At 71.3% G+C, this 15,893-nt stretch carries 16 protein-coding genes; 6 read left to right on the plus strand and 10 right to left on the minus strand.

Going from position 1 to position 15,893, the window contains the following annotated elements:
• Window positions 1–36 precede the first annotated feature (36 nt).
• Both KME77_RS08480 and KME77_RS08485 read right to left on the minus strand, forming a co-directional pair.
• The gene (locus KME77_RS08480) at window positions 37–384 is read right to left on the minus strand and encodes a YciI family protein (protein ID WP_219463692.1); all 348 of its coding nucleotides are present in this window, start codon (window positions 382–384) and stop codon (window positions 37–39) included.
• Between the two features lie 104 nt (window positions 385–488).
• Window positions 489–1,538, minus strand: coding sequence for a LacI family DNA-binding transcriptional regulator (locus tag KME77_RS08485; RefSeq protein WP_219463694.1), 1,050 nt, complete (start codon window positions 1,536–1,538; stop codon window positions 489–491).
• A 184-nt stretch (window positions 1,539–1,722) separates the two neighbouring features.
• Between KME77_RS08485 and KME77_RS08490 the strand changes: the two genes are divergently transcribed.
• The 6 genes from KME77_RS08490 to KME77_RS08515 are packed head-to-tail and all read left to right on the plus strand — an operon-like array spanning window position 1,723 to window position 7,629.
• Window positions 1,723–2,541: an ABC transporter permease gene (locus tag KME77_RS08490; protein ID WP_308250617.1), complete on the plus strand. Its 819-nt coding sequence runs from the start codon at window positions 1,723–1,725 to the stop codon at window positions 2,539–2,541.
• Between the two features lie 50 nt (window positions 2,542–2,591).
• Window positions 2,592–3,614 (plus strand): ABC transporter substrate-binding protein, encoded by a 1,023-nt coding sequence (locus KME77_RS08495; protein ID WP_219463698.1) that lies wholly within the window; start codon window positions 2,592–2,594, stop codon window positions 3,612–3,614.
• Window positions 3,611–4,399, plus strand: a complete 789-nt coding sequence (locus KME77_RS08500; protein ID WP_219463700.1) for an ABC transporter ATP-binding protein — start codon at window positions 3,611–3,613, stop codon at window positions 4,397–4,399. Before KME77_RS08495 ends, KME77_RS08500 begins: the two co-directional genes overlap by 4 nt.
• 38 nt (window positions 4,400–4,437) lie before the next feature.
• Window positions 4,438–5,166, plus strand: a complete 729-nt coding sequence (locus KME77_RS08505) for a hypothetical protein (protein WP_219463701.1) — start codon at window positions 4,438–4,440, stop codon at window positions 5,164–5,166.
• A 43-nt stretch (window positions 5,167–5,209) separates the two neighbouring features.
• Complete coding sequence (locus KME77_RS08510) at window positions 5,210–6,667, plus strand: PQQ-dependent sugar dehydrogenase (protein ID WP_219463704.1); 1,458 nt, start codon at window positions 5,210–5,212, stop codon at window positions 6,665–6,667.
• Complete coding sequence (locus KME77_RS08515) at window positions 6,664–7,629, plus strand: LamG-like jellyroll fold domain-containing protein (protein ID WP_219463706.1); 966 nt, start codon at window positions 6,664–6,666, stop codon at window positions 7,627–7,629. The genes KME77_RS08510 and KME77_RS08515 overlap by 4 nt, the downstream gene beginning before the upstream one ends.
• Window positions 7,630–7,673: 44 nt before the next feature.
• On the opposite strand, the gene KME77_RS08520 is transcribed toward KME77_RS08515, so the two are convergent.
• From KME77_RS08520 to KME77_RS08555, 8 genes are all read right to left on the minus strand, one after another.
• Entirely contained in the window at window positions 7,674–8,117 is a 444-nt protein-coding gene (locus KME77_RS08520) for a hypothetical protein (protein ID WP_219463708.1), read from the minus strand.
• 156 nt (window positions 8,118–8,273) lie between these two features.
• Window positions 8,274–9,308 carry a leucine-rich repeat domain-containing protein gene (locus KME77_RS08525; RefSeq protein ID WP_219463709.1) on the minus strand — a complete coding sequence of 345 codons (1,035 nt, stop codon included), beginning with the start codon at window positions 9,306–9,308 and terminating at the stop codon, window positions 8,274–8,276.
• A gap of 45 nt (window positions 9,309–9,353) precedes the next feature.
• On the minus strand, window positions 9,354–11,777 hold the full coding sequence (cutA, locus tag KME77_RS08530; RefSeq protein WP_219463711.1) for an aerobic carbon-monoxide dehydrogenase large subunit: 2,424 nt from the start codon (window positions 11,775–11,777) through the stop codon (window positions 9,354–9,356).
• Between the two features lie 3 nt (window positions 11,778–11,780).
• Window positions 11,781–12,260: a (2Fe-2S)-binding protein gene (locus KME77_RS08535; RefSeq protein WP_219463713.1), complete on the minus strand. Its 480-nt coding sequence runs from the start codon at window positions 12,258–12,260 to the stop codon at window positions 11,781–11,783.
• Entirely contained in the window at window positions 12,247–13,092 is an 846-nt protein-coding gene (locus KME77_RS08540; RefSeq protein ID WP_219463716.1) for an FAD binding domain-containing protein, read from the minus strand. Before KME77_RS08540 ends, KME77_RS08535 begins: the two co-directional genes overlap by 14 nt.
• Window positions 13,089–14,447 carry a uracil-xanthine permease family protein gene (locus tag KME77_RS08545; protein ID WP_219463718.1) on the minus strand — a complete coding sequence of 453 codons (1,359 nt, stop codon included), beginning with the start codon at window positions 14,445–14,447 and terminating at the stop codon, window positions 13,089–13,091. Before KME77_RS08545 ends, KME77_RS08540 begins: the two co-directional genes overlap by 4 nt.
• Before the next feature lie 193 nt (window positions 14,448–14,640).
• A complete protein-coding gene (locus tag KME77_RS08550; protein WP_219463719.1) occupies window positions 14,641–14,850 on the minus strand; it encodes an RNA-binding S4 domain-containing protein in 210 nt (69 codons plus the stop codon).
• A gap of 11 nt (window positions 14,851–14,861) precedes the next feature.
• A partial coding sequence (locus KME77_RS08555; RefSeq protein ID WP_219463721.1) for a PucR family transcriptional regulator occupies window positions 14,862–15,893 on the minus strand: 1,032 nt, incomplete at its 5' end.

Raw genomic sequence — 15,893 nt, forward strand, 5'->3', positions numbered from 1 at the left:
CGCCGGCGACCGCCCGCCCCGCGCCGGCCGCGGCCGTCATCGGGGGATGGGCGGGATGCCGCCCGCCACGGGACGCACCTCCACCCCGCCGCGCCCCCAGTGGACGGCGGGGGTGCTGCGCGCCAGGTCCAGGGCGGCGTCCAGGTCGGGCGCCTCGATGACGCAGAAGCCGGCGACGACCTCCTTGGAGTCGATGAACGGCCCGTCGGTGACCACGTCGCCGCGCAGCGAGGTGGCGGTGTCAGCGGACTGCAGCGCGTACGCCGTGACCATGGCGCCGGAGTCGACGAGGTGGTCGGCGTGCCGCTGGCTCGCCGCCTGCTGCTCGGGGGTGTAGTCGCCGGCCTCGGGGGTGTCGAAGATGAGGATCGCGTACTGGGCCATGAGTGGCTCTCCTTGGCTGTGTGTCCGGTCGGTACGCTTCTACGTCGGACGGGCGACGCGAATTCGACAGACCGTACGCGAAATTCTTCCGATGCGGCGCAGCCCTAGGCCGGGGGGCCGGTGGTGCTGGCGCGGAGGACGACCGTGCCCGCCACCCGTTCGATGCGGCGGCGGGCGCGTGACCCGTCGCGCAGGGCCAGGGCGATGACCCGCTCCCCCATCTCCTCCAGCGGCAGCGCCACCGTCGTCAGCGGCGGGGTCAGGTCGCGCACCACCGGGATGTCGTCGAAGCCCGCCAGGGAGACGTCCTCGGGGACGCGCAGGCCGCGCTCCCGCAGGGCGGCCAGCGCGCCCACGGCCATCACGTCCGTCGTCGCGAACAGGCACGTGGCACCGGAGCCGGACGAACCGCCGATCACCCCCCGGTCCAGCAGGCCGGTCGCGCCGGCGTGGCCGCCCTCCCGGGTGAAGGGACCCTCCACGACCTCCGCCGCCGTCACGCCGGCCGCCGCCAGGGCGTCGCGGAAGCCGCCCACCCGGTCCACGACCGTGCTCAGGCCGCGCGGCCCCGACAGGACGGCGAAGCCGCGGTGGCCCAGGGCCAGGAGCGCGCGGGCCAGGGCGGCGGCGCCCTCGCGGTTCTCCGGCAAGACGGTGTCGACGCGCAGGCTGCGGTGCCGGCTGACGACCGCGACGCGCCCGCCCGCGTTCAGGTACGGGCGCAGTTCGGCGTCCATGGCGCGTTCCCAGCGGCGGTCCTCGAAGCCGGAGCCGATGAGCAGGATCGCGCGGGCCCGCTGGGCGCGCAGCATGGAGACGTAGGCCACCTCGCGCTCACTGTCGCGGAACGTGCTGGCCAGCATGACGAGCAGGTCGCGCTGCGCGGCGGCGCGCATGATGCCGCGGGCGATGCCGGAGAAGTACGGGTCGCTCACGTCGTGGCAGATGACGCCGACGGTCTCGTTGGAGGCGCGGGCGAGCGCCTGGGCGTGCGCGTTCGGCGTGTACGCGAGCTGCGCGGCGGCCGCCTCCACCCGGTCGCGCAGGTCGGGCCGGACCCGCGCGGTGCCGTTGAGAACGCGGGAGGCGGTGGCGGGGGAGACTCCGGCGGCCGTGGCCACATCCCGCAGGGTGACGTGTACGCGATCGGTCACACAACCTCCTGCAACAGGAAGTCAGGAGGCGATTGACCCTCCGGCCATGCCGGGCTACCGTACCTCAGGAAAGCGCTTTCTGATAGCGCTTTCTCGCATATGGCCTGATGGCACGCGATGCATTGCGTGATGGCGCGCAGTACATGCGGCGTGATGGCCCGCGATGAAGGGAGACCTTCTCATCGTGGTACAGACCGTGACCATCCGCGACAGAGACCGGCTCGGCGAGCTGGCCGAGCGCTCCTGGCGGCCCTTCGCACTGCTGGCCGCCTGCTTCGGGATCTGGTGGGCGCTCACCGAGTTCGAGGTCGTGCCCAGGTATCTGGTCCCGTCACCGGGCGCGACCCTGCAGCTGATCGCCGACAAGGCCGGATACATCACCCATCACACGCTGGTGACCGGGTACGAGACGGTCCTCGGCTTTGTGATCGCCGTCGTCGTGGGCGTCGCCGCGGCGGTGCTCATGGTGGCCTCGGCCGAGGTCGAGAAGACTTTGTACCCGCTGCTGCTGTTCGCGCAGGTCGTCCCGAAGATCGCGATCGCCCCGCTGTTCGTGGTGTGGCTCGGCTTCGGGCTGACGCCGAGGATCGTGGTGGCGGTGCTGATCGCTTTCTTCCCCGTCGTCATCTCCATGGTCACCGGGCTGAAGTCGGTGGACCCGGAGATGCTGCAGCTGGCTTCGACCATGGGCGCGAGCCCGGCGAAGACCTTCGTCAAGATCAGGTTCCCCGCCTCCCTGCCGTTCCTGTTCTCCGGGCTGAAGGTGGCCGTGACGCTGGCCGTCACCGGGGCGGTCGTGGGCGAGTTCGTCGGCGGCAACGACGGGCTCGGCTCGATCATCCTGCAGGCCAACGGCAACCTCGACACGCCCATGCTGTTCGCGGGGCTCCTGGTCATGTCCCTCCTCGGCGTCGTGCTGTTCGCCGCCGTGGAGTTCGCCGAGCGGCTGCTGCTGCCCTGGCACGCCAGCCGCCGCGGCGACGCCGTGACGGTGACCTACTGAGAGATCGAGCTGGGATCGAGCAGAGATCGAGCTGAGGAATCGAGGACGCCATGAAGACTCGCACGCTGATCGCCGCCTTAGCGCCGGTCGTCCTGCTGCTCGCCACCGCGTGCGGCTCAGGCGGCGGGCAGACGACCACGAGCACCGCGGGCAAGCAGCTCGACAAGGTCACGCTGACGCTCAACTGGTACCCCTACGGCGAGCACGCCCCGTTCTACTACGGCAAGAGCAAGGGCATCTTCGAGAAGCACGGCATCGACCTGACGATCCAGGCCGGTCAGGGCTCGCAGAAGACGGTGCAGGCCACGGGCGCGGGGCAGACGGACTTCGGCTGGGCCGACACGCCCGCGCTGCTCGGCGGGGTGAGCCAGGGCGTGCCGGTGAAGAGCCTGGGCGTGTTCCTGCAGACGACCCCGGCCTCGGTGCAGTTCTTCCAGGACAAGAACATCACCAAGCCGGCCGACCTGAAGGGCCGCACGATCGCCTCGACGGCCGGTGACGCCCTCACCAAGACGTTCCCGGTGTTCCTGAAGGCCAACGGGATGACCGAGGCCGACGTCAAGCTGCAGAACACCGACCCGGCCGGGAAGATCGCCGCGGTGATCTCGGGCCAGACGGACGCGCTGCTCGGCTACGCCTCCGACCAGGGCCCGACCATGCAGAACAAGGCCGGCAAGCCGGTGGCGTACCTGCGCTTCTCGGAGTTCGGGCTGAACTACTACAGCAACGGCCTGCTCACCTCCACCAGCTTCCTGCAGAGCAAGGCCGACCTGTCCAAGCGGATGGTCGCGGCGACCAGCGAGGCGTGGGCGGCGGCGGAGAAGGACCAGCAGGCCGCGGTGGACGCCATGAAGGGCGCCTCGGAGCAGCTCCCGCCGCCCGAGGTGCTGATCGACCAGTTCAAGACCACGACCACGCTGCTGCACACCGACGCCACCCAGGGGCAGGCGCCGGGCGTGAACACCGACGCCGACTGGCAGAAGACGATCGACACCTTCGCCAAGGCCGGTCTGGTGACCGACCCGCAGGCGCCGAGCGCCTACTGGGACGCCGGCGTGGCGCCGAAGGGATGACCGTGACCCAGCAGGCCCCCGCCGTCGAGATCCAGAAGGTGGCGGCGCGGTTCCGATCGAAGAAGCGCGACGTGCTCGCGCTGGAGAACGTGTCGATGGACGTGCGCCCCGGCGAGTTCGTCTCGATCGTCGGCCCGTCGGGGTGCGGCAAGTCGACGCTGCTCAAACTGGTGTCCGGGCTGCTCAAGCCGTCGGCGGGCGCGGTGCGCCTGCTCGGCGGCCCGGTGGGCGGCCCGCGTAAGGACGTCGGCTACGTCTTCCAGCGGGCCGCGCTGCTGGAGTGGCGTACGGCGCGCAGGAACATCCTGCTGCAGGCCGAGATGCGCGGCATGCCGCAGAAGGAGGCCGCGGCCAGGGCCGCCGAGCTGATCGAGATGACCGGGCTGCAGGGCTTCGAGGACGCGCTGCCGCACGAACTGTCCGGAGGCATGCAGCAGCGTGTGGCGTTGTGCCGCGCGCTGCTGCACAGACCCCCGGTGCTGCTGATGGACGAGCCGTTCGGCGCGCTGGACGCGCTGACCAGGGAGCAGATGAACGTCGAGCTGCACCGCATCTGGCACGAGACGAGCACCACGGTCCTGCTGGTCACCCACTCCATCGCCGAGGCGGTCTACCTGGGCAACCGGGTGGTCGTCATGACGCCGAGGCCGGGCACGATCGCCGAGGTCATCGACGTGGAGCTGCCGCGGCGGCGGAACTACGCGGCGACGATGTCGCAGCCGGCGTTCGCGTCCGCCACGAGTCACATCCGCGACCTGCTGGGGGCCGCCACGCACCGCGAATGACCCCCGGCCGCTCAGACCCCCCACTGAGAAGGATGCCGATGCCCATGTTCGTCCGCCTCTGCGCGCTCGCGCTGATGATCGCCCTGGCGCAGCTCACCGCGCCTTCCACCCCCGCCGCCGCCGACCAGGCCGGCAACACCGAGCAGGCCGGCAGGCCCCGGGAATGCGGGCCCGGCCGTACGGTGGTCCGCCGCACCGGCGCCGCGCGCGACTGGACCCCGGTCACCCCCGCCAAGTGGCGTTTCCCCGGCGACGAGGTGATCCTGGCCGAGGAGGGCGTCGCGCGCCCCGGCCCGCGCCGCCCCTTCGAGTACGCCGTGCTCACCAAGGGCCCCGAGTTCGGCGACGTGCAGATCGACGCCGAGGTCCGCCTGGACACCCCGACCAGCGTCAGCAACCGTGACGTGATCATCGTGTTCGGCTACCGCTCGGACACGCGGTTCTATTACGCGCACCTCTCCCAGGACAACACGATCTACCCGCACAACGGGATCTTCGTGGTGAACGACGCCGACCGCCTGCGCATCGACGACCAGTGGAACGGCCAGGTCGGCGCCCCTCCGGCGATCACCGACGACCAGTGGCACAAGGTCCGCGTCCGCCACTGCGCCGGCACGGGCCGCATCGAGGTCTTCGTGGACGGCTCGGCCACGCCGCTGATCACCGCCACGGACCGCACGTTCGGCTCGGGCCGCGTGGGCTTCGGCTCGTTCGACAACATCGGCCGCGAGCGCGGTCTCACGGTCACCGGCACACCCGCCTGCTAGTCCGCTCCCCCCATTCTCCCGACCCCCCAGGTGGTGGACAGGAATGCCGAAATCCCCCGTCCGGTATCTCCTCGCGGCGCTGCTGGCGATCGTTCTGTGGGCGCCTCCAGCAGCCGCGATGGATTCGACCCCGCTCGACGATCCCATCCCGGAGAACCCCACTCCGTCGGGGCTGACGCTGACGCTCACCCCGTACGCGTCGTTCCCGAAGACCGAGACGACGCCCGCGCCCACCGACGCGCGGCTCGTGCGCTGGGCCAGGATCAACAACCTCGGCACGATCCCCGACGGCACGAACCGCCAGTTCGCCAACGACCTGAACGGCAAGCTGTACCTGGTGCGCGACGGGCAGCCGCAGGAGTACCTCGACGTGGCCGCCACGTTCGCGCCGGACTTCCTCTCCGGCCGCGGCCTCGGCTCCGGTTTCGGATATGCCGCCTTCCATCCGGACTTCGCGCGCAACGGCAAGTTCTACACCGTGCACACCGAATGGGACGCGGCCCTCACCACGAAGACGCCTGACCTGACGCCGCAGCCCGGCACCCGGTTCCACGGCGTGATCACCGAGTGGACGGCCACGAACCCCAGGGCCGACACGTTCGCCGGCACCCACAGGGAGATGCTCAGGCTCGGCTTCAACGGCCAGATCCACGGCATCCAGCAGATCGACTTCAACCCGACCGCGCGCCGCGGCAGCCCCGACCACGGCCTGCTCTACATCGCGGCGGGCGACGGCGGCAGGGGCGCCTCCAGCGACGACCCGCAGAACCTGGCCATCCCGCACGGCAAGCTGCTGCGCGTCGACCCGCTGGGCACCAACTCCGCCAACGGCAAGTACGGCATCCCGGCGAGCAACCCGTTCGTCTCCAGACCCGGCGCGATCGGCGAGATCTACGCGTACGGCATGCGCGACCCGCACCGCTTCAGCTGGGACACCCAGGCCGGCAACCGGCTGTTCCTCGGCCACATCGGCGAGCACGCCATCGAGGCGATCTACGAGGTCAGATCGGGCGGCAACCTGGGCTGGAGCGAGCGCGAGGGCCCCTTCGTCTACAGCAAGGCCGACCGCTGCCACCTGTACACGCTGCCCGACGACGACGCCTCGTTCGGCTACACCTACCCGATGGCGGCCTACGACCACGACCCGCCGCCCGGCCACTCGTGCACGGCCGACAGCGGTCACGCGGTCGCGGGCGGGTTCGTCTACCGCGGCTCGCGGCTGCCCGCCCTGTACGGCAAGTACCTGTTCGGCGACATCGTGGACGGCCGGGTCTTCTTCACGGTCGCCGGTCAGATGCGGACCGGCGGGCCACGGGCCACCCTGTACACGCCGAAGCTCGTGGACCCGGCGGGCAACGCGGTCACCATGCAGACCTTGGCCGGGGACACCCGTGTGGACCTGCGGCTGAGCAGGGACGGCGCGGGCGAGCTGTACCTGCTGTCCAAGGCCAACGGCAAGATCTGGAAGGTCACCGGCGCCTGCTGGACGGCCCCGTCATGAGGCTCCTGGCGCCCCTCGTGGCCCTCCTCCTGCTGACGACGGCCGCACCGGCGGCCGCGCACGCCGAAAAAGCAGCGCACGCCGAAAAAGCAGCGCACCCCGGGCCGGGCGTGCTGCCCACGCTGCGCCACAACCTCGTGGCCGCGTACGACTTCGAGCACCCCGCCTGGGGCGACCCCGCCCGCGAGCGCGACCAGGGCCGGTCGGGCACGGACATCACGCTGGTCAACGGCGGCGCCGCCATGCGCACCCGCGACGGCTCCCACCGCGGCAGCCGCCACTCGATCCAGCTCCAGCAGGTGAACCCCGCGGTGCTGGGCAACGACGACTGGAAGGCGGGCGTGTACGCCGACCCCGGCGTGCCCGCCCTGCGCGCCTTCAACGCCGTCAAGGGCGTCACCGTCATGGGCTGGTTCAAGATGACCGGCCAGAACCCCAGCCCGAACTCCAACACCGAGAGCCCCGACGACCTCTACGGGGCGATCGGCCTGGCCGGGGTGCTGAGCGGCAACTCGCAGGGCCATGACGTGCGGGCCCTGCTGGAGCTCATCACGGTGAACGGGGAGCTGCGGGTCGTCGCGCTGGCCAGGCGCGTCGACGGCGGCAGCTCCCAGACGTTCGCCGCGGACGAGCCGTGGCAGAGCATGCTTCCGCCGGCCGAGTGGGTGTTCCTGGCGGCCACGTTCGACTTCGACACCGCGACGATGAGGCTGTACAGAAACGGCCGCGCACTCGACGGCTTCTACACGCTCACCGGCGACCCGTGGGCCGTGGAGGGGCCGCCCGAGCCCGATCTGGCCTCGCCCACCGACCCGCGAGGCATCAAGATCGGCGGTAGCTTCCCGCAGAACACCAGGGAGCAGAATCCCTGTAACTGCCGGATGGACGACCTGATGTTCCTTGACAGGGTCGCGGCGCCCATCGAGGTCTGGGCCCAGTACAAGCTGGCGACCCGGGGCTGAGCGGCCGGGGCTGGGAGGACTCCCACGATCTTCCCAGCCTGCCGTCAGCCGTTAGGCTGCATCTGCTTGGTCCTGTGGTCCTTGAGATGGAGCTCACCACCGAGACGGTCCTTCAGCGAATCGAGCACCTCACGGCTGGACAGCACGGTCCAGCGGTTTCCGACCAGGTGCGGGTTGTATTCGGGTGCCGTGTCCATCCAGACGTCTTTCCCGGCCTGGGTGGCGAACGTGTTCACGAAGAACTGGCCGTCCTCCGTCTTGCAGTAGCCCGTACGCATGTCCTTGGCGTCGACCTGGATCCTGGGCTTGCAGCCCACCTTCTCGCCCAGTTGCTCGACGGTGTAGACGTTGTTGTCGTACTTGGCGGGCTTCTGGATGATGCTGTCCGCGGCGCTTTGCCCCGCGCCGACGGAGCCGCTGGCGTTCGTACAACCGGCCACGAGACCGACCAGCAGCGCAGAAGCGGCCAGACGTGGAAATGTCGTCATGTGCCGAGATACGCAGCCCTCCCGGCCCCGGTTCACCGCAAAAGAACGCGGGTTTGATTCAGCGCAAAGGACTCAGCGCGAAGGACTCAGCGCGAAGGACTCAGCGCGAAGGACTCAGCGCGAAGGACTCAGCGCGAAGGACTCAGCGCGAAGGACTCAGCGCAGAATGACGCAGCCTCGCTCGGTCAAGCGGCGCAGCGCGTCCGGCTCGCCGTCCAGCTTGTTCCAGCGCAGGTCGAGCTTCTCCAGGGCGGCCAGCTCCCCCAGCCCGTCGGGCAGCGTCCTGAGCCGGTTGTTGCGCAGGTCGAGGTGGGTCAGCCGGGTCAGTCTCGCGATCGCGTCCGGCACCGACCGCAGGTGGTTGTCGCGCAGGTCGAGCACCCGCAGCTCACCCAGCCCGCCGACCTCGGCGGGCAGCGCGGCCAGCCGGTTGCCCTGGAGGTGCAGCTCCCGCAGCCGCCCCAGCCGGCCGACGGAGCCGGGCAGCGCCTCCAGCCGGTTGTTGTACAGCCGCAGCTCGACCAGCGACGCCATCGCGCCGATCGACTCCGGCAGCCGGGTCAGCCGGTTGTCGGTCACATTGAGGTAGGCGAGCCGGTCCAGCCGCCCGATCGCCTCGGGGACCTCGGTGAAGCGGTTGTCGCTCAGGTACAGGTAGTCGGTCAGCCCGAGGTCGCCGATCTCCGCCGGCACCGTTTCGAGCCGGTTGTGGCCGAGGTCGAGCATGCGCAGCCGGGTCAGGGCCCCAAGGCCGGCGGGGACGTCGGTGAGGGCGTTCTGGGCGAGGTTGAGCGATTCGAGGAGCGGCGGGAACGGGGGTGCCGCGGTCAGCCGGTTCCCGCCCGCCGACAGGTGCCGCAGGCCGGCCGGGAGCGGGCCGGGCAGCGTCTCGACGGCGTTGCCGTACAGGGAGAGCGTCTCCAGGCCCGGCGGGCAGTGTGGCGCCCGCGTGAGCCGGTTGCCGTCGAGGTGCAGCGCCCGCAGCGCGGTCAGGCCGGTGAGGGCGGGCAGCGAGCGCAGGCCGTTGCCGTCGAGCCTCAGCTCCTCCAGCGAGGTCAGGCCGCCGAGCCAGTCGGGGACCTCGGCGATCGTGTTCCACGCCAGGTCGACGAGCCGCGTCCCGGCCAGCTCGGCGGCCGAGCCGGGGAAGACGGTCAGCCCCTGGGCGGGCGCGCGCAACTCGCCGATCATGGCGGAGATCATCTCACGGGTTCGGCCACCGCGGGTCGCCGCCCTCTACCGCTCGGGCGGCTCCGGCCGCCGGGAGACCTCCTGAGCCGTCCCCTGTGCCGTCCCCTGTGCGGGCCTGGAGGCCGTCCGCAGGTCGAACAGCTCCGACGGCGAGATCGGCATGCGGTCGATCGCGAACCCCTCGGCGTCCTCGATCGCGGCCGCGATCACCGCCGACACCGGGATCACCCCCGCCTCGCCCGCGCCCTTGATGCCGAGCGGGTTGAGCGGTGACGGCGTCTCCAGGTGGGCGGTCTCGACGTGCGGGACCTCCGTGGCGTACGGCATCAGGAAGTCCATGAACGAGGCGTTGAGCAGCTGCCCGTGGCCGTCGTACACCATCCGCTCGTACAGCGCGCCGCCGATGCCCTGCGCCACTCCCCCGTGGATCTGCCCCTCCACGATCATCGGGTTGATCAGCCGCCCGCAGTCGTGCACGACCGCGTACCGCAGCACCTTGATCTCGGCGGTCAGCGGGTCGGTCTCGACGATCGCGGCGTGCATGCCGGCGGCGAACGTGGACCTGATCGGCGAGTAGTAGTCGCGGCCCTCCAGGCCGGGCTCCTCGCCCTCGGCGACGGGCGGCTTGTCCGGCGAGGCGGCGCCGGAGAACTGCGTGGCCTTGGCGGCCTCCTCGTCGAAGGCGTAGCGCAGCGGGTTGGCCAGCACCGCGACCGTGGACAGCGGGATCGAGGCGGCCGGGGCCCCGGCGACGTGCACGAGCCCGTCGTCGATCTCCAGGTCGTCCGGGTTGGCCTCCAGCGCGTCGGCGGCGATGCGCAGCGCCTTCTCGCGCACCTTGCGGCAGGCCAGCGCGATGGCGTTGCCGCTCATCACGGCCGCGCGGGAGGCGAACGTGCCGACCGCGTACCCGAACCTGCGCGTGTCGCCGGTGACGACCGAGACCCGCTCGATGGGCACGCCCAGCTCGGTGGCCGCGATCTGGGCGAACACCGTCTCGTGGCCCTGCCCCTGCGAGGTCAGGCCGGTGGAGACGTGCACCCGCCCGTCGGAGGTGACCTGCACGTGGCCGCCCTCGTACGGGCCCACGCCGGTGCCCTCGACGTAACAGCCGACGCCGATCCCCCGGTTCGGGGCGGGCTCGAAGTCGTCCCAGCCGACCAGCTCCTTGACCATGCGCAGCATCTCGGGATAGTTCCCGCTGTCGTAGATCAGCGGCCGGCCGTCCTGGAAGATCATGCCCTGGTCGTAGGGGAACTCGTCGGGCCCGATGAAGTTCGCCGCCCGCACCCGCGTGCGGTCCTTGCCGAGGTGACGGGCGATCTTGTCCATCGTCCGCTCCATGCAGAACACGGCCTGCGGCCGGCCCGCCCCCCTGTACGGGGTGACCTGCACGGTGTTGGTGTAGACGGCGGTGAACTCGACCCGGTACGCCCCGATCTTGTACGGCCCCAGCAACTGCGTCGAGGTGACGATCGGGACGATGATCCCGTACGGCGTGTAGGCCCCGTGGTCGTGCAGGATCGTCACGTCCAGGCCCTTGATCACCCCGTCGTCGTCGAACCCGACCCTGACGTGCTGCACCTGCCCCCGCTCGTGCGCCGAGGAGATGAAGTGCTCCCGCCGGTCCTCGGTCCACTTGATCTCCCGGCCGAGCAGCATCGCCGCCCACGGCACCAGGATCTCCTCCGCCCACGGGTGCACGATCTTGACGCCGAAGCCGCCGCCCACGTCGGGCGCGATCACCTCGACGTGCGGCAGCGGCAGGTTCAGCGCCGCGGCGATCGCCATGCGGACGCTGGTGGAGGTCTGGGTGCTGGAGTAGACGCGCAGGTCGGTGCCGTCCCAGCGGGCGTACACGCCGCGGCCCTCCAGCGGCATGCTGGCGCTGCGCTCGATGTCGAGCCGGAAGGCGAGCGTGTGCGGCGCGCCCTCGATGGCCTCGCGGGCGCTCGTCCCCGTCGTGCTCGGCACCTCCTGGACCAGGTGGGCGCCGACGTTGCCGGGGACGTCCTCGTGCACGAGCTGCGCGCCCTGGACCGCCTCCTCGATGCCGACGACCGGCTTGAGCTGCTCGTAGTCGACCTCGATCAGCGCGCAGGCGTCCTCGGCCAGGTAGCGGTCGGTGGCCACGACCATCACCACGGGCTCGCCCACGTGCCTGACCACGTCCTTGGCCAGCGGGAGGGCGGTGCGGCCGTGGGTGAGCGCGGGGTGCGGGATGAGCAGCGGCAGCGGCTGCCCGACCCGCGCGGGCAGGTCCTCCCAGGTGTAGATGGCGATCAGGCCGTCCACGTCCAGGGCGGCGCTGACGTCGATGTCACGGATGCGGGCGTGGGCGTGCGGCGAGCGCACGAACGCCGCCGCCGCCGCGCCCTGGCCCAGGTCGTCGAGGTAGCGGCCCTGGCCGGTGAGCAGCCTGGGGTCCTCCCGGCGCTGGACCGGCTCCCCGAACAGCCTGGTGGTCATCACTCACCCCTCCTCGGCGATGAGCTCCGCGGCTCGGTGCACGGATTTGACGATGTTCTGGTAGCCGGTGCAGCGGCACAGGTTGCCGGAGACGCCCTCCAGCACCTCCTCGTCCGTGGGCGCCGGGTTGTCCCGCAGCAGCGCCGTCACGGTGCACAGGAAGCCCGGCGTGCAGAAGCCGCACTGCAGCCCGTGGCACTCGGCGAACGCCCGCTGCACGGGCGACATCCCGTCCTCGCCGGCCAGCCCCTCGACAGTGGTGATCTCGCGCCCGTCCACCGTCACCGCGAACGTCAGGCAGGAGCGCACCGGCTCGCCGTCCAGCAGCACCGTGCAGCAGCCGCACACGCCGTGCTCACAGCCCACGTGCGTGCCGGTCAGGCCCAGGTCGTGGCGCAGGCAGTCGGACAGCAGCCGCCGCGCGGGCACCCGGACCCGGCGGGCGGTGCCGTTGACGACCAGGGTGACCTCATACGGCTGCACGGGCCGCCTCCTTCAGTGCCTGCTCGGCCAGGACGCCGACGAGGTGGCGCCGGTAGGCGGCGCTGGCGTGGATGTCGCCCTCCGGGTCGGTGGCCTCCCGTACGGCCCGCACGGCCTCGTCCCAGCCGACGGTGGCGGCGGGGCGGCGCTCGCACGGCACGTCCACGACGACCGGGACGGCGCCGACGCCGATGCAGGCCACGCGGGCCCGCTCGACGCGCAGGTCCTCGTCCAGGGTGACCACGGCGCAGACGCCGGCCAGCGCGTAGTCGCCGTGGCGGCGGGCGACCTCGCGGAAGGCCGTTCCGGACCTGGGCCGCGTGTTCGGGAAATACGCCGACACGGCGAGTTCGCCGGCCTGGACGGCCGACTCCAGCGGGCCGGTGAAGAAGTCGCGCGCGGCCACGTCCCGGGTGCCCCCGGCGGTGGCCAGGCGTACGGACCCGTCCAGCACCGCCAGCACGGCGGGCAGCTCGGCGGCCGGGTCGGCGTGCACCAGGCTGCCCACGACCGTGCCGCGGTTGCGGATCACCGGGTGGGCCACCAGCCGCAGCGCCTGCCCCAGTAACGGGTGCGCCCGCAGCCGCTCCACCCGTGAATGCCTGGCCAGGGCGCCCACCCGGACCCCGCCCGCCGTCTCCTCGACGGTGTCGAGCTCGTGGAGGCGGTTGATGTCGACGAGGTGCTCGGGGGACGCCAGGCGCATGTTCATGATCGGGATCAGGCTCTGGCCGCCCGCGAGCACCTTGCCGCGGGCCCCGGCCCCGGCGAGGACGTCCAGGGCCTCGCCGAGGTCGCGGGGAGCGTGGTACTCGAACGGCGGCGGCTTCACCCGGCGTCGCTCCGGACCGTCACGGGCTCCCGCCCGGCGATCGCCCGCAGCAGGTGGTAGCCGCCCACCACGACGATCGTGCCGAGCGCGATGCCCTCCAGCCGGAAGTCGCCGCTGATGAAGTGCTTGACCGGGCCGATGGCCAGGATGATGCCCGCGCCGATGGGGACCATGTTGACCGGGTCGGCGAAGTTCACCCGGTTCTCGATCCAGATCTTGGCGCCGAGGAGGCCGATCATGCCGTACAGGATGACGGTCACACCGCCCAGCACGCCAGAGGGAGTGGCCGAGACCAGCGCCCCGAACTTCGGGCTGAGGCCGAACAGGATCGCGATCACGCCCGCGATGTAGTAGGCGGCGGTCGAGTAGACCTTGGTGGCCGCCATGACGCCGATGTTCTCGGCGTAGGTCGTGGTCGGCGAGCCGCCGACGGCGCTGGTGACCACGGTGGCGACGCCGTCGGCGGCGACGGCGCGGCCCACGTACGGGTCCACGTCGGTGCCGGTCATCTCGCCGACGGCCTTGACGTGCCCGATGTTCTCGGCGATCAGCGCGATCACGGCGGGCAGCACCAGCAGCACGGCCGAGACCCGGAAGTCCGGCAGGTGGAAGGAGGGCAGCCCGATCCAGTCCGCCCCGGCGACGTTGGAGAAGTCCACCCGGAAGTGGGAGGCGATCTTGAGCGCGCCGTCGCTGTAGGCGGGCACCTGCCCGAAGAGCTGGTCGGCCCCCCACGACAGCACGTAGCCGACGATCAGCCCGATCAGGATCCCGATCCGGCCGATGAACCCCTTGAACGCCACGACGACCACGAACGTGATCACCATCGTGACCAGCGCCATCCACTGGTCCTGCGGCCAGTACACGTCCGCCACGACGTACGCGAGCCCGAACCCGATCAGCATGACCACCGCGCCGGTGACGACCGGCGGGAAGATCCGGTGGATGATCTGCACCCCGAGGAAGTGCACCGCGAGCCCGCACAGCGCGAGCACGAGCCCGGCGACCAGGATCGCGCCCGTCACGATCGCGTCCGCCCCGGCCGTGTCGCCGCCGAACAGCGCCCTGATGGCCAGCACGCCGCCCACGAACGACGCGCTCGTGCCCAGGTAGCTGGGCACCTTCCCCTTCACGATCAGCAGGAACAGGATCGTCGCCACGCCCGACATCATGATCGCGACGTTCGGGTCGAGTCCCATGACCAGCGGGAACACGAACGTCGCGCCGAACATCGCGACCACGTGCTGCGCGCCGAACCCGATCATGCGCGGCCAGGTCAGCCGCTCGTCGGGCTTGACGACCTCTCCGGGAGCCAGATGCTTGCCGTCGCCGTGTTTGGTCCAACCGAAAACCATGTGAGCCCCTCTTCGCCCGGGCTGCCGGTTCCAGTGCCGCCCCGCAGGCTCCTTCCGCGTCCCGCCTGGGATTCGTGCTGCCGTTGCGGGCACATTAGGCCCGTCGGCACGCTCCTACACCGGCATGATCTGCCAAATTCGGTTTCCTGACCAGAGGTGTGCTTGCGCACAACCTGCTCGGGGCCCGGTGCGGTCAGTGCACGTGGATCTCGAAGCCGTCGCCGGTCACCACCTGGCCGGTACGGATCTTGCACGTCTTGCGCAGCTCGACCTCGCCGTCCACCGAGACCATGCCCTCGGCGATCAGCATCTTGGCCAGGCCGCCCGTCTCGGTGACCCCGCAGTACTTCAGCAGGTCGCACAGCGGGATGTAGTCGGAGCGCAGCTCGAAGTCCAGGTCCACGACACCCCAGCCTAGATGCCTCTCATGCGCAGGACGTGCAGGGCCAGGGTCAGGTTCAGCCGCAGGTGCGGGTCGTCGGTGAAGTTGCCGAGCAGCCGCTCCAGCTTGCCGATGCGGTAGCGCAGCGTGTTGTAGTGGAAGTGCAGCCGGCGGGCGGTCTCGGCCACGTTGAGGTTGGTCTCCAGGAGCACCTGCAAGGTGCGCCGCAGGTCGGAGTTCTCGGCGTCGTCGTCGTAGGCGAGCGGGCCCAGCGTCTCCCGTACGAACGCGTGCAGCTCCTGCGTGTCGTTGACCAGCGACAGCAGCCGGTAGACGCCGAGCTGGTCGAAGTGGGCCACCGCGCCCGGCCCGTGGAGCTGGCGGCCGACCCGGGCCGCCTTGAGCGCCTGCGAGTACGCCTCCGGCAGCAGCTCGGCGCCGGGCGAGGGCCGGGAGGTGCCGGTGGAGAACGTGGCGGGCGGCACGTCCGCGAACGCCGAGGCGGCGTCCTTGGCGACCCTGGCCGCGTCCACGGAGGCGTCCAGGACGGCCACCACCTCGTGGGAGAAGCCCGCGACCGCTCCCCTGGGGTCGTGGCGGCGCATGGCGGCGACCCAGCAGGAGACCAGGCGGTCCTGGGTGGTGCGCTCGTCGGCCTCCGGGTCGAGTTCGGCGACCAGGACGGTGACGGGCCGCTCCAGGTCCCAGCCGAACGCCCTGGCGCGCGCCGTGACCCGCTCCGCCGTGCCCGCGCGGCCGGTGAGCACGTCGCGCAGGAAGTCGGCGCGGTACTTGCTCTCGACGGCGTTGACCGCCTCCTGGCGGGTGACGACGAGGGCGGCGACGGTGGCGGCGCGTTCGAGGATGCCGACGTCGCTGTCACGGATCGTTCCAGCGGGGCTGTGGGCGACGATGCGGCCGTGGTGGTGGCCGCCCGCGACGACGGGCACGGACGCGAACGCCTGGGTGCGCCCCGCCGCGCGGGATCCCGGGGCCGCCGGCGGGGCCTCGCGGGCGATCGACTCGCGCAGCGCGGCCACGTCACCGGGCGGCCCCGGCGGGGC

This window comes from Nonomuraea rhizosphaerae (genome assembly GCF_019396405.1).
Lineage (GTDB): Bacteria > Actinomycetota > Actinomycetes > Streptosporangiales > Streptosporangiaceae > Nonomuraea > Nonomuraea rhizosphaerae.